This is a genomic window from Streptomyces sp. NPDC034086 (genome assembly GCF_055575515.1).
On the sequence record NZ_JBVISM010000015.1, the window covers coordinates 79,712 to 92,486 of the forward strand.

Genomic DNA, 12,775 nt, shown 5'->3' on the forward strand with positions numbered 1-12,775 from the left:
GTCACCTCTTCGGCAACAAACCGTCCGGGCGCCCTCAAACGGTCGCGGGGCACTGCCGCAGGCGCACTACCCTGGATGCCGTGACTATTCGCCTGTACGACACCAGCGCCCGGCAGATCCGCGACTTCACCCCGCTCGTCCCGGGCTGCGTCTCGATCTACCTCTGCGGTGCCACCGTGCAGGCGGCACCGCACATCGGGCACATCCGGTCCTACCTGAACTTCGACGTCATGCGCCGCTGGTTCGCGTACCGCGGCTACGACGTCACCTTCATCCGCAACGTCACCGACATCGACGACAAGATCATCGCGAAGTCGGCCGAGCAGGGCCGCCCCTGGTGGTCCATCGGGTACGACAACGAGCTGGCCTTCAACACCGGCTACGACGCCCTCGGCTGCCTGCGGCCGACGTACGAGCCGCGCGCCACCGGCCACGTCCCCGAGATGATCGAGATGATGCGCGGCCTCATCGAGCGCGGCCACGCGTACGAGTCGGAGGGCAACGTCTACTTCGACGTGAAGTCCTTCCCGGGCTACCTCTCGCTCTCCCGCCAGGAGCTCGACAACATCCGTCAGCCGGAGTCCACCGGCGAGACCGGCAAGCGCGACCCCCGCGACTTCGCGATGTGGAAGTCCGCCAAGCCCGGGGAGCCTTCCTGGGAGACCCCCTGGGGCCGCGGCCGTCCGGGCTGGCACCTGGAGTGCTCCGCCATGGCGCACAAGTACCTGGGGGAGGCCTTCGACATCCACGGCGGCGGCCTGGACCTGATCTTCCCGCACCACGAGAACGAGATCGCCCAGGCCAAGGCCTTCGGCGACGAGTTCGCCCGGTACTGGGTGCACAACGCCTGGGTCACCATGTCCGGCGAGAAGATGTCGAAGTCCCTCGGCAACTCCGTCCTCGTCTCCGAGATGGTCAAGCAGTGGCGTCCGATCGTCCTGCGCTACTACCTCGGCACCCCGCACTACCGGTCGATGATCGAGTACAGCGAGGAGGCGCTGCGCGAGGCGGAGTCGGCGTTCGCCCGCATCGAGGGCTTCTACCAGCGCGTCACCGAGAAGGCGGGCGGGGCCGTCGAGGCCGCCGCCGAGGTGCCGCCGGCCTTCGCCGAGGCGATGGACGACGACCTGGGCGTCCCGCAGGCGCTCGCGATCGTCCACACCACGGTCCGCCAGGGCAACAGCGCGCTCGCCGCCGACGACAAGGACGCGGCCATCGCCCGCCTGTCCGAGGTGCGCGCCATGCTGGGCGTCCTCGGACTGGACCCGCTCGACCCGCACTGGGCGGGCGAGTCCGACCGCGGCGAGGACCTGCACGGCGCCGTCGACACCCTCGTACGCCTCGTCCTGGAGCAGCGCGAGTCCGCCCGCGCCCGCAAGGACTGGGCGACCGCCGACGCCATCCGCGACCAGCTCCAGCAGTCGGGTCTGGTCATCGAGGACGGTCCGGCCGGTCCGCGCTGGACGCTCGGCCCGCGCTGACGCCGGGCGCCCCGGTCCGACGCCGGTCGCACCGGCTTGGTGGCCGCCCGGCCGTCCGGGCGGCACACTCTTCATACGTACATATCGCAGCACGAACGAAAACAGGTAGAGGTCATGGCCGGTAACAGCCAGCGCAGGAACCGCCGCACGTCCAACAAGAAGGGCGCGACGGTCGGCAGCGGTGGCCAGCGGCGCAAGGGTCTGGAAGGCAAGGGCCCCACGCCCAAGGCCGAGGACCGCAAGAAGCACAAGGCGAACCGCATCGCCAACGCCATGGCCCGCCAGGCCGCCAAGCGCCGCCCCGCCCCCCGCCGCGGCGGCCCCAAGGGCACCAGCGAGATGGTGGTCGGCCGCAACTCCGTCTTCGAGGCACTGCGCGACGGCGTCCCCGCCACGACCCTCTACGTCCAGCAGTTCATCGACAACGACGAGCGCGTCCGCGACGCCCTCAAGCTCGCCGGCGAGCGCGGCAACATCAACCTGATGGAGGCCCCCCGCCCCGAGCTCGACCGGATGACCAACGGGCTCAACCACCAGGGCCTGGTCCTCCAGGTCCCGCCGTACGAGTACGCGCACCCCGAGGACCTCACCGACGCCGCCCACGACAACGGCGAGGACCCGCTGATCGTCGCCCTCGACGGGGTGACCGACCCGCGCAACCTCGGTGCGATCGTCCGCTCCGTCTCCGCCTTCGGCGGCCACGGCGTGGTCATCCCCGAGCGCCGCGCCGCGGGCATGACCGCCGGGGCCTGGAAGACCTCCGCCGGCACCGCCGCCCGCACCCCGGTCTCCCGCGTCACCAACCTGACCCGGGCCCTCCAGGAGTACAAGAAGGCCGGCATCGCCATCGTCGGCCTGGCCGCCGAGGGCACCCACGAGGTGCAGGACCTGGACGCCCTCTCCGGTCCGGTCGTCATCGTCGTCGGCTCCGAGGGCAAGGGCCTCGGCCGCCTCGTCGGCGAGAACTGCGACTACCTCGTCCGCATCCCGATGCCCGGCGGCGCCGAGTCCCTCAACGCCGGTGTCGCCGCCGGCGTCGTCCTCTACGAGGCCGCCCGCAAGCGCGCCCAGCGCGGCCGCGTCTGACCCGGACGGCCGCCGGCGCTTGATCCACCTGGCCCACGGGACATGACCCGTGAGCGTGTCGCCCCGCCCCTCACGGGCGGGGCGACTTGATCTTGACGGGTCTCGGACAGATCCCTCGTGTCAAGGCAGTGTCCTAAACACCCATCACTCGGTTAGATGAGTGTGGACACCAGAACGTCAGGGTTCGACGACCAGCCCGCGCTGAGCATGGTCAAGGTGCCGTGCGACCCCGCACAGGTCATCGTCAACCACGCCAGCTTCCGCGTGCGGCTCGCACCGAGCCCGAGCGCGCGTTCCAAGCCCGCGAATGCCCCCGGCCGCGCGCCCCTCCTCGGCGCCGCCGCCGTCGCGACCGCCGGAGCCACCCGCCGCCGCGCCCCCGTCGTCTGGAGCGGCAAGTCCGCGCCCGGCGACGCCGCGGCCATGGGAGGGCTCCTCCAGGCGGTGCGCGAAGCCGGCCGCGGCCACGACGACTACGACGGCGGAGCCGCCACCCAGACCATCCCCCGGGTCGACCTGGCACACGACCTGGTCGAGGACACCCTCGCCACCCCCACCGTCATCGGCCAGCGCACCTACGGCGACCCGGACGAGACGCGCCCCCTCGCCGCCGTACGCGACCTGCCGCGCCGGCCCCACCCGCCGTACGGGGGCCACGACGCCCACGACGGCGACCACCCGGGACCCGGCACCGGGCCCGAGAGCCGGCGCCCCGCCGCCGACGCCCGCGGCCAGGCCTCCTACTACCCGGGCCGCCGCATGAACCTCGGCGTCGTCCTGCTCCCCCTGCGCGTCTTCCTCGGCTTCATCTCCATCTACGCCGGCATGGGCAAACTCTGCGACCCCGTCTACTTCGACGGCGGCGAACGCGGATCCATGGTCACCTGGCTGCAGACCCTGCACCCCTGGGCCCTCGCCGAACCCCTGCGCGACTTCGCGCTCGCCCACCCCGTCGGAGCCGGACTCAGCGTCGCCTTCCTCCAGGTGATCGTCGGCGTGCTGACCGTCTTCGGCCTGTGGCAGCGCTTCGCCGCCTGCATCGGCGCCCTGCTCTCCGCCGCGCTCCTCATGACGGTCAGCTGGAAGACCGTCCCCGCCTACGACGCCCCCGACATCATCTACCTCGCCGCCTGGAGCCCGCTGATCATCGCGGGCGCTCCCGTCTACTCCCTCGACGCCCGCCTCACCGGCGAGGCGTGGCGCACCCTCGGCCCCCGCTCCGAGGTCTGGCGGCTGCGCCGCCGGGTCCTGCGGCGCGGTGCCGTCATGGCCACCGTCGTCTGCGGACTCACCCTGCTCATCGGCTCGCTCCTCGGCGGCGCCGTCCGCTCCTCCACCGTCGTCACCGTCCCCGGCCCCGGCGAGGCCCCCAGCAACTACCTCCCCGGCAGCCCCCTCCCGCAGGCCCCCGCCAAGCAGTCCGCCCCCGGCAGGCAGCCCTCGAAGCAGGCCTCGCCGTCGGCGACCCCCTCCGAGCCGGCCGCCCGGTCCGGCCGCACCGGCAGCAGCGCCCCGAGCCGCGACAGCTCCTCGACCGGCTCCGGAGCGCCCAGCGCCACGAAGACCTCCGGCAGCCAGACCCCGCGCAGCAGCACCCCGAAGCAGTCCAGTCCGCAGCAGCCGCCGGCCACCACCTCGGGTACCCGCAGCGGCTCCGACACCCAGACCAGGAAGCCCGGCCTCGTCGGCGGCCTCCTGGGCTGAGCGGCCCCGGCCGACGACCGGAGGGCCCGGCGCGCGTACGGCGCGCCGGGCCCTTCCGCGTGCCGGGGCACGGGGAGACGTAGCAGTACGGAAACGGCTCAGACGGCGCCCTGCGCCGCCAACTCCCTTGCCGCCTCGGTCAGGTCCTTCGCCGTGTCGATCGCCCGCCAGTAGGCCCCCTGCGGCAGTGTGAAGCCCGCCAGCCGCCGCTCCCGCGCCAGCCGGGGGAACGTCGTCCGCTCGTGGTCCCCCAAGTCGGGGAGCAGCGCGGTGAATTCGGGAGCGAACACGTACACCCCGGCGTTGACGGGATAGGGCGACGGCGGGGCCTCGATGAAGTCCAGCACCTGCCCGAACTCGTTCGTGTCGACCACCCCCCACGGCATCCGCGGCCGCGCCAGGGCCAGCGTCGCCAGCGCCTCCCGCTCCTCGTGGAAGGCGGCCATCTCCCGCAGCGGGAAACGCGTCCACACGTCGCCGTTGGTCGCGTACCAGGCCCGGTCCGGGCGGGGCAGCCGCCGCGCCGCGTACTTCAGACCGCCCCCGCGGCCCAGCGGCTCCTCCTCGACCACCGTCGTCACCCGCAGCGGCAGCGGAGCCCGCGTCAGCCACTCCTGGAGCACCTCCGCGAGGTGTCCGCACGACACCACCGCGTCGGTCACCCCCTCCGCCGCCAGCCAGGCCAACTGGTGCCCGATGATGGGCAGTCCGGTGCCCGGGATCTCCACCATCGGCTTGGGCCGGTCGTCCGTGTACGGCCGCAGCCGCGAACCCTGCCCGCCCGCCAGGACGACCGCCTGGGTGGGAAGGGCCGGGAACGCGGCCGCGTCATCGGTGGATCGGGGTGGCGCCGGGGCCGTGTCGGTCATGGCCGCCAGCGTAGGACCGGCCCCCCGGCCGGTCCGGGCAGGCGCGGCGGGCGGGTCAGCCCATCGAGGCGACGCCCGACGCGTACGAGGTGTCGCAGACGGGGCGCGCGTAGGACTGGGCCTTCGTCGGCCCGTAGGCCTCCACGGCGGCCCGCCCCAGGGCCCGCGCGATGCTCACGCAGTGCTCCGCCAGCGACGGACGGCCGTTCACCTCCTGCTGGAGGTGCGTGAGGACGACGCCCGGCTGCTCGCCCTGCTGGAGCTCACCGAGGAGCTTGTCGCGCAGCAGCTCGTGCGGCGCGGCCGGCTTCTTCGGGAGGGAGACGTCCTCGGCGGAGGCGGTCAGGATCTGGGAGGAGTGATCCGCCCAGGGGACCATGGTGACCGCGAGGGTCCCGGACAGGACCAGGACGACGGGCAGGACCAGGGCGAGGGAACGGCCGATACGGCGGGCAGTGTGGGTCACGAGGGCGAGAGTAGCGCTCGGTGAAGATTTGGCGACATTCAGTCACCCGGTCGGGGGATGGTTCGACGTGGTTTTTCGATTTATGGGTTGACGAGTGCGGCCGAATGGCCCGGTCTGCCGGGGTTCGTGGAGCCCGCCGCCCGCAACTGCCGCGGCGGGGGCGCCCCTTGGCGGAGCGCCCCCGTGACTCGGACGGTCGCGCCCCTACTTCGACAGCCGTGCGCCGGAGGAGGTGGAGAAGACGTGGATCTCGTCGGCGCGCGGCACCACGTGCAGCGACGAGCCCTTCTCGGGCACGTGGCGGCCGTTCACGCGGACCACGATGTCCTGGCCGTCGTGGCTGCCGTAGACGTAGCCGTCGGCGCCCAGTTCCTCGACCACGTTCACGGTGATCGTCAGGCCGCCGGTGTCGCCGATGTCGAAGTGCTCGGGGCGCACGCCGACCGTGACGGTGCGGTCGCCCGCGTCGGCGGCGGCGGAGAGCGCGTCGCGCGACACCGGGACCACGCTCTCGCCGAACTTCACGCCGCCGTCGGTGATCGGCACCTCGACCAGGTTCATCGCGGGCGAGCCGATGAACCCGGCGACGAAGAGGTTCGCCGGCCGGTCGTACATGTTGCGCGGGGTGTCGACCTGCTGGAGCAGACCGTCCTTGAGGACCGCGACGCGGTCGCCCATGGTCATGGCCTCGACCTGGTCGTGGGTGACGTACACGGTGGTGATGCCGAGGTCGCGCTGGAGCGCCGCGATCTGCGTACGGGTGGAGACGCGCAGCTTCGCGTCGAGGTTGGACAGCGGTTCGTCCATGAGGAAGACCTGCGGCTTGCGCACGATGGCCCGGCCCATGGCCACGCGCTGGCGCTGGCCGCCGGAGAGGGCCTTCGGCTTGCGGTCGAGGTACTGGGTGAGGTCCAGCATCTTCGCCGCCTCCTCCACCTTGCGGCGGATGGTGGCCTTGTCCTCGCCGGCGATCTTGAGCGCGAAGCCCATGTTGTCGGCGACGCTCATGTGCGGGTACAGCGCGTAGTTCTGGAACACCATCGCGATGTCCCGGTCCTTGGGCGGCAGGTGCGTGACGTCGCGGTCGCCGATGCGGATGGCGCCGCCGTTGACGTCCTCGAGGCCCGCGAGCATGCGCAGGGAGGTCGACTTGCCGCAGCCGGAGGGGCCGACGAGGACGAGGAACTCGCCGTCCTCGATCTCCAGCTCCAGCTGGTCGACGGCGGGCTTGTCGCCGCCCGGGTAGAGGCGGGTCGCCTTGTCGAAGGTGACAGAAGCCATGGTGGTGAATCCCTTCTACCGGCAGGAACGTGCCGGACGATCCGAGTGGAAGGTCTAGTCCAGTCAGCTGGACTCCGGACGACGCTACCTGGCGGGGACGGCTCCTGTCAGCACTTCTGACGGCCCGGATGGTCCGGCGGGGCCCCGGCCGCTGCGCGTGTCGGGTGCCCGGGTGCGGCGCGAATGCGATGGCCCGGGGAATCGGGCGCTGTGTAGAGTGATGGCGGCTCCACGCGCAGCGGTCCCGCGGGTGGTGTTGTGCCGCCTTAGCTCAGTTGGCTAGAGCGCTTGACTTGTAATCTTGAGGTCGTCGGTTCGATTCCGACAGGCGGCTCCGCCCCAGGTCAGAGCGGTAGCGACCAAGGGGATTCGTACAGAGGCGGAAGGCTCCGGGTGATCACCCGGAGCCTTTTCGCGTGCCGTCAGGCGCGGCCCGAGACGCGGTCGGCGAGGCGGGCCAGGGGCGTCGTCGCCGGGCGCCCGGTGGCCGTTTCGCGGCGGTCCGCCGCGCGGTAGGCGGCGTAGAGGGCGTGGACGCCGAGCCAGCGGAAGGGCTCCGGTTCCCAGCGGCGGACGCGGTGGTGCACCCAGGGCAGGGACGTCAGGTCGGTGCGGTCGCCGAGGACCAGGTCGCGCAGGGTGCGGCCGGCGAGGTTGGCGGTGGCCACGCCGGAGCCGACGTATCCGCCGGCCCAGCCCAGGCCCGTGGCCGCGTCCAGGGTGACGGTGGCGCACCAGTCGCGGGGGACGCCGAGGACGCCCGACCAGGCGTGCGTGATCTCCGTGCCGGCCAGGACCGGGAAGAAGGAGAACAGGAGGTCGCGCAGCGAGGCGATGGTGGCCGGCTGGGTGCGGCCGTCGTGGTCGGTGCGGGAGCCGAAGCGGTACGGGACGCCGCGGCCGCCGATCGCGATGCGGTCGTCGGCGGTGCGCTGCGCGTACATGTAGGCGTGGGCCGTGTCGCCGAGGAGCGGGGCGTCCCGCCAGGCGAGCCGCTCCCAGACCGAGGGCGGCAGGGGCGCCGTGACGATCATCGAGGAGTTCATGGGGAGCCAGGTGCGCCGGTGGCCCTTGAGGGCGGCGGTGAAGCCCTCGGTGCAGCGCAGGACGTACGGGGCGCGGACGGTGCCGTACGGGGTGACGGCGCGGCGGGGGGCGATCTCGGTGACGGGGGTGGACTCGTGGACGGTGACGCCGAGGCGTTCGCAGGCCGCGGCGAGGCCCCGGACGAGTTTGAGGGGGTGGACGCGGGCGCCGTGCGGGGTCCAGCTGGAGCCGAGGGCTCCGGCGACGTCGACACGGGCGCGGGTGGCGTCGGCGTCGTACAGCTCGCGGTCGGTCTCGCCGAAGGAGAGCTCGGCGGTGTGGAACGTCTTGAGGCGGCCGAGCTGGGCGGGGGTGCGGGCGACTTCGAGGACTCCGCCGCGGTGGACGTCGGCGTCGATGCCCTCCCCGGCGGCGACGCGGATGACTTCGGCGACGGTGTCGTTCATGGCCCGCTGGAGGCGGCGGGCGGCGTCGTGGCCGTGGAGGGCGGCGTAGCGGTCGCGGCCGGCGATGCCGTTGTAGAGCCAGCCGCCGTTGCGGCCGGAGGCGCCGTAGCCGCAGAACCTCTGCTCCAGGACGGTGACGCGGAGGTCCGGGGCGGCGCGCTTGAGGTAGTAGGCCGTCCACAGGCCGGTGTAGCCGCCGCCGACGATGACGACGTCGGCCGTGGCATCGCCGGTGAGGGGGGCGCGGGGTGGCTGGTGGGCGGTGGCGCCGGTCGCGTACCAGAAGGAGATGCCGCCGTTGATCGTCATGGGGGAGTTGGTACCGGGGCTGCCGCAGGGGTGTCCAGGGGGCGGGGTGTCGCGTTTCGGGCGGAACGGCGGACGGCGTGGCCGGTGCGGGGGTGGCGCGGGGGGTGTAGGGCGGCTCGGGGGAGGCGCGGGCCGTGGGGCGGCGGGCCGGGTCGCTGTCAGTGCGGTGGGCCACGATGGGCGCATGGCGCGGAACGGGCAGGGAACGCGGGCGGGCCGGGCGACGGTGAAGGCGGCGCGGCTTCCGGAGGTGCGGTTGCCGGAGACGGCGGTGTGGGAGGGGGGTGCCCTGGAGCCGGACGGGGATTACGACGGGCTGGAGTTCGCGGACCTGGACCTGACGGGGCAGGACGCGGCCGGGGCCCGGTTCATGGACTGCGCGCTGCGGCGGTGTGCGCTGGACGAGGCCGGTCTCGCGAGGGCACGGGTGCTGGATTCGGTGCTGGAGCAGGTCCGGGGGGTCGGCACGGACCTGTCGGGGGCCTCGCTGCGGGACGTGGAGCTGGTGGAGGCCCGGCTGGGCGGGGCGCAGGCGCACGGGGCGGTGCTGGAGCGGGTCCTCGTACGGGGCGGGAAGATCGACTACGTGAACCTGCGCACGGCACGGCTCAGGGACGTGGTCTTCGAGGGATGCGTGCTGGTGGAGCCGGACTTCGGGCGTGCGGTGCTGGAGCGGGTGGAGTTCCGGGACTGTGTGGTGCGGGGGGCCGACTTCTCGGGGGCGCGGCTGTCGGAGGTGGATCTGCGGGGTGCGTCGGAGCTGGGGATCGCGCGGGGGGTGGAGGCGCTGGCGGGGGCGGTGATCAGCCCTGGGCAGCTGTTCGAGCTGGCCCCGGCGATGGCGGCGCAGCTGGGGGTGCGGGTGCTGGGGTAGCCGGGGCGGCGCGGCGCGGCCCGTGCGCGGGGTGCGTACGGGCCGGGCCGCCGGGGACGTCAGTGCTTCTTCGGCTGCTCGGCGTTGCGCCAGACGGTGAGGTCGACCGTGACGTAGTTGCTCGCGTCCTTCGTGTCCGACTTGCCGCGGTACGTCGCCACGGCGATGTGTCCGGCGTCGCTGAGCACGCAGATCTCCGACCCGTCGGTGAGCTGGTCGAGGCTGACCTTCTCGGTGTAGCGGGTCTCGGTGCGGCAGGTCTCCAGCGAGCCCTTCTGCGCGTTGTTCAGGACGACCAGCTTGCCGTTGTCGGTGCCGAGCCGCTTCTCGCCGAACAGGCTGTCGAAGTAGTAGTACAGGTCTCCGTGGCTGTACGAGACGCCGGAGCTGTTGCCCGCGGTGGGGCGCGGCGGGTTGTCGGCCAGCATGAGCTGGTAGTTGGCCGTCATGTTGATGCCCTGGTACGAGGCCGGGGCCGGGTCCGGGCGCTGCTGGTTCTTGTTCTGGGAGGCCCCGGGGCCGGGGGTGGCGCCGCGGCTGTCGCCGGTGGCGGCGCCGCCACTGCCCCTGCCGCCCTTGGCGGAGCCGTCCGGCAGCAGGGAGCCGATGACCGCGAGGCCGATGACCGTGCCCACGATCGCTCCGGCGATGATCAGCCCCTTGCGCCGGGAGGCCTGCGGGGCGGGCGGCGGGAAGCCGGTCTGCGGGAAGCCCGTCTGGTGGAGCGGCGGCGGCGTGGGGTGGCCGGGGGCGAACCCGGGCTGCGGCGTGGGGTACCCGGGCGCCGGGGTCGGGTAGCCGGGGGGCGGCGTGTGGTAACCGGGGGGCGGGGTCGGGTAGCCGGGCGGGACGGTACCCGGCGCCGGGGCGGCCGGCGCGGCCTGCGTCGGCGCGTACGCCACGCCCGCGGCCGTGGGGGGCTGGGGCGGCGCGGAGAGCTCCGTCGGGGTGGGCGCGGCGGCGGGCTGCGGCGGCGGGGTCCTGGCCGGTTCGGGCAGCCGGAGCCGTTCGGTGATGGAGCCGGCGACGTCCTTGGGGAGCCAGTCCTCGCCCTGGCGCAGCGGGTCGGGCGAGAGGCCGTGGCACATCTCGATGACCTCGGTGAGGGAGGGCCGGCCGGCGGGGTCCCGGCTCAGGCAGCGGGCCACCAGGGGCCGCAGCTCCTCCGGCAGGGCGCTGAGGTCGGGGTCCTCGTGCACGATCCGGTAGAGGACGGCGTGTGAGTTCCCGTCTCCGTAGACCGGGGCGCCGATCGCCGCGAAGGCGATGATCTGGCCGAGGGCGAAGATGTCGGTGGCGGCGGTGACCGCTCCGGCGGAGGCCTGCTCGGGCGCCATGAACGCGGGCGTGCCGACGTAGACGCCGCTGCTGGTCAGGGACGTGGCGTCGGCCGCGCGGGCGATGCCGAAATCGATCACGCGGGGGCCGTCGGAGGCGAGGAGCACGTTCGCCGGCTTCAGGTCGCGGTGGACGATGCCCGCGCCGTGGATGACGTGCAGCGCCTCGGCGACCCCGATGGCCAGCAGCAGGACGCTGCGCAGCGGCAGCCGGCCGTGCCGGATCACGGCGTGCGCGAGGGAGGGGCCGGGTACGTAGGAGGTGGCGAGCCAGGGCTGTGCGCCCTCGGTGTCGAAGTCGATGACGGGGGCGGTGTACAGGCCCTGCACCCGCTGGGCGGCCCGTACTTCCTGCTGGAAGCGCCGCCGGAACTCCGGGTCCTCGCTGAACTCGGGCCGGATCACCTTGAGGGCGACGGGCCGTCCGCCGAGGGTGTAGGAGAGGTACACCTTGCCCATGCCGCCCGCGCCCAGTACGGCCACGAGCCGGTAACCGCCCACCGTGGCCGGGTCCTCCGGCCTGAGCGGCTGGAAGAGCTCGGCTGAAGGTGCACCGCTACCGCTCATGAAAAACCGTCCCTTATCGGGCAGTTCACAGCCTGCCGACGCCCTGGAGCCACCGAGAGAGTACCGGACAGCCCCGCTCCTGGACGGGCGTGGTGCGAAGACCCTTCAACGGACCGGCAGGGGGCGGCGGCGCCGGTGGTGGCCGAGGGCGAGGGCGAGGATCAGGGGGCCCCAGAGGGCGAACAGGCCGCTGACGGTGAGGGCGAGGGCCCGCCACCAGCCGTTGGTGTAGCCCACGTCGGAGAATCCGGCGAGGTGGAAGACGCAGAGCACCCAGTCGACGAGGAGCCAGGTGAACCCGAGTCCGGCGAGGGTGGCGGGCACGGTGACCGCGTGACGGGGGATGCGACGGCCGCCGAGTACGGGGACCCGGGCGGGGACGGTTTCACCCCAGGGGCGTACGAGGCCGGCGCAGAGCAGGGCGAAGGCCTCGGAGAGCAGGCTGAGGGCGAGGACGTAGGGGACGGTGACCAGGAGCGGCTGCCCGGCGGGTGGCAGGTCCATGCCCATCTGGAAGCCGAAGCCGACGGGCAGCCTCCACAGGCACACCGGCAGGGCCAGCAGGGGCAGGAGGCGGGCGGTCGTCCGCGCCCAGCGCGGGACGGGGCGTTCGGTGGTGGCGTGGCTCATGCGGCCAGCCTTCCGGCCGCGCGGCGGCCCGACATCGGGCACGCGGGCGATCCGGCTCCCCCGGGCGGGGGAGGGGACGGCCCGGGCGGGTCCGGTCAGGCGGGTACGCGGGGGAAGCGCGACTGGAGGGTCCAGATGACCGGGTTGTCGGCGAGGCCCTCGTGCATGTCGACGAGGTCGGCGATCAGGTCGTGGAGGAAGTCGCGGGCCTCGCGGCGCAGCAGGCGGTGGCTGAAGGTGAGGGGCTCCTCCTCCGGGGTCATCCAGTCGGCTTCGATGTCGACCCAGCCGAAGCGGCGTTCGAAGAGCATGCGGTCGGCGGACTCGGTGAAGTCGAGCTCCGCGAACCGGCGGTCCGCGGAGCGGCTGCCGCGCGGGTCCTCGTCGAGCTGCTCGACGATGTCGCACAGCGCCCAGGCGAAGTCGAGTACCGGTACCCATCCCCAGGCTGTGGACACTTCCGTGTCCTTGTCGGTGTCCGCGAGGTAGACGTCCCCGCAGAACAGGTCGTGGCGCAGGGTGTGGACGTCCGCCGAGCGGTAGTCGGTCTGCGGGGGGTCGGGGAAGCGCCGGGAGAGGGAGTAGCCGATGTCGAGCACGCTCCCGATGGTGTCACGGGTGCCCCTCCGGCGGCGCGGGGGGCGGCCTCCGGCCCCTGCGGCCGCCGCCGGACCCCCG

Annotated in this window: 11 protein-coding genes and 1 tRNA gene; 5 read left to right on the top strand and 7 right to left on the bottom strand. The window is 73.2% G+C overall.

The features are described 5' to 3' along the window. The first annotated feature begins 80 nt into the window (after nucleotides 1-80). From cysS to ACZ514_RS26980, 3 genes are all read left to right on the top strand, one after another. Nucleotides 81-1,481 (top strand): cysteine--tRNA ligase, encoded by a 1,401-nt coding sequence (gene cysS / locus ACZ514_RS26970; protein ID WP_468174102.1) that lies wholly within the window; start codon nucleotides 81-83, stop codon nucleotides 1,479-1,481. A gap of 114 nt (nucleotides 1,482-1,595) precedes the next feature. Then, nucleotides 1,596-2,567, top strand: a complete 972-nt coding sequence (gene rlmB / locus ACZ514_RS26975; protein ID WP_468174100.1) for a 23S rRNA (guanosine(2251)-2'-O)-methyltransferase RlmB — start codon at nucleotides 1,596-1,598, stop codon at nucleotides 2,565-2,567. Nucleotides 2,568-2,723: 156 nt separating this feature from the next. Next, nucleotides 2,724-4,271, top strand: a complete 1,548-nt coding sequence (locus tag ACZ514_RS26980) for a DoxX family membrane protein (protein WP_468701620.1) — start codon at nucleotides 2,724-2,726, stop codon at nucleotides 4,269-4,271. 98 nt (nucleotides 4,272-4,369) lie between these two features. Here the strand turns inward: ACZ514_RS26980 and ACZ514_RS26985 are convergent, their stop codons facing one another. The 3 genes from ACZ514_RS26985 to ACZ514_RS26995 all read right to left on the bottom strand — a co-directional run bounded on the left by ACZ514_RS26985 (nucleotide 4,370) and on the right by ACZ514_RS26995 (nucleotide 6,887). Then, nucleotides 4,370-5,140, bottom strand: a complete 771-nt coding sequence (locus tag ACZ514_RS26985; protein ID WP_469125872.1) for a nucleotidyltransferase family protein — start codon at nucleotides 5,138-5,140, stop codon at nucleotides 4,370-4,372. 55 nt (nucleotides 5,141-5,195) lie between these two features. Next, a complete protein-coding gene (locus tag ACZ514_RS26990) occupies nucleotides 5,196-5,606 on the bottom strand; it encodes a hypothetical protein (protein WP_388942430.1) in 411 nt (136 codons plus the stop codon). A 204-nt stretch (nucleotides 5,607-5,810) separates the two neighbouring features. Beyond that, complete coding sequence (locus tag ACZ514_RS26995) at nucleotides 5,811-6,887, bottom strand: ABC transporter ATP-binding protein (RefSeq protein ID WP_388942427.1); 1,077 nt, start codon at nucleotides 6,885-6,887, stop codon at nucleotides 5,811-5,813. Between the two features lie 260 nt (nucleotides 6,888-7,147). Here ACZ514_RS26995 and ACZ514_RS27000 point away from each other — a divergent pair. Further along, a tRNA-Thr gene (locus ACZ514_RS27000) sits at nucleotides 7,148-7,221 on the top strand. Between the two features lie 88 nt (nucleotides 7,222-7,309). On the opposite strand, the gene ACZ514_RS27005 is transcribed toward ACZ514_RS27000, so the two are convergent. Next, nucleotides 7,310-8,689: an NAD(P)/FAD-dependent oxidoreductase gene (locus tag ACZ514_RS27005; protein WP_469125873.1), complete on the bottom strand. Its 1,380-nt coding sequence runs from the start codon at nucleotides 8,687-8,689 to the stop codon at nucleotides 7,310-7,312. Between the two features lie 184 nt (nucleotides 8,690-8,873). Between ACZ514_RS27005 and ACZ514_RS27010 the strand changes: the two genes are divergently transcribed. Beyond that, nucleotides 8,874-9,563 carry a pentapeptide repeat-containing protein gene (locus ACZ514_RS27010; RefSeq protein WP_468174092.1) on the top strand — a complete coding sequence of 230 codons (690 nt, stop codon included), beginning with the start codon at nucleotides 8,874-8,876 and terminating at the stop codon, nucleotides 9,561-9,563. 59 nt (nucleotides 9,564-9,622) lie between these two features. On the opposite strand, the gene ACZ514_RS27015 is transcribed toward ACZ514_RS27010, so the two are convergent. The 3 genes from ACZ514_RS27015 to ACZ514_RS27025 form a co-directional block, all read right to left on the bottom strand. Continuing rightward, complete coding sequence (locus tag ACZ514_RS27015) at nucleotides 9,623-11,467, bottom strand: serine/threonine-protein kinase (RefSeq protein ID WP_469125874.1); 1,845 nt, start codon at nucleotides 11,465-11,467, stop codon at nucleotides 9,623-9,625. Between the two features lie 105 nt (nucleotides 11,468-11,572). Beyond that, nucleotides 11,573-12,097, bottom strand: a complete 525-nt coding sequence (locus ACZ514_RS27020) for a hypothetical protein (protein WP_468174088.1) — start codon at nucleotides 12,095-12,097, stop codon at nucleotides 11,573-11,575. A 95-nt stretch (nucleotides 12,098-12,192) separates the two neighbouring features. After that, nucleotides 12,193-12,696 carry a hypothetical protein gene (locus tag ACZ514_RS27025; RefSeq protein ID WP_469125875.1) on the bottom strand — a complete coding sequence of 168 codons (504 nt, stop codon included), beginning with the start codon at nucleotides 12,694-12,696 and terminating at the stop codon, nucleotides 12,193-12,195. Between the last annotated feature and the right edge of the window lie 79 nt (nucleotides 12,697-12,775).

Bases quoted from the DNA above. Each gene is read 5' to 3' on its own strand.
- rlmB (WP_468174100.1), top strand. From the start codon at position 1,596: ATGGCCGGTAACAGCCAGCGCAGGAACCGCCGCACGTCCAACAAGAAG.
- ACZ514_RS26980 (WP_468701620.1), top strand. From the start codon at position 2,724: ATGAGTGTGGACACCAGAACGTCAGGGTTCGACGACCAGCCCGCGCTG.
- ACZ514_RS26985 (WP_469125872.1), bottom strand. From the start codon at position 5,140: ATGACCGACACGGCCCCGGCGCCACCCCGATCCACCGATGACGCGGCC.
- ACZ514_RS26995 (WP_388942427.1), bottom strand. From the start codon at position 6,887: ATGGCTTCTGTCACCTTCGACAAGGCGACCCGCCTCTACCCGGGCGGC.
- ACZ514_RS27005 (WP_469125873.1), bottom strand. From the start codon at position 8,689: ATGACGATCAACGGCGGCATCTCCTTCTGGTACGCGACCGGCGCCACC.
- ACZ514_RS27010 (WP_468174092.1), top strand. From the start codon at position 8,874: ATGGCGCGGAACGGGCAGGGAACGCGGGCGGGCCGGGCGACGGTGAAG.
- ACZ514_RS27015 (WP_469125874.1), bottom strand. From the start codon at position 11,467: ATGAGCGGTAGCGGTGCACCTTCAGCCGAGCTCTTCCAGCCGCTCAGG.
- ACZ514_RS27020 (WP_468174088.1), bottom strand. From the start codon at position 12,097: ATGAGCCACGCCACCACCGAACGCCCCGTCCCGCGCTGGGCGCGGACG.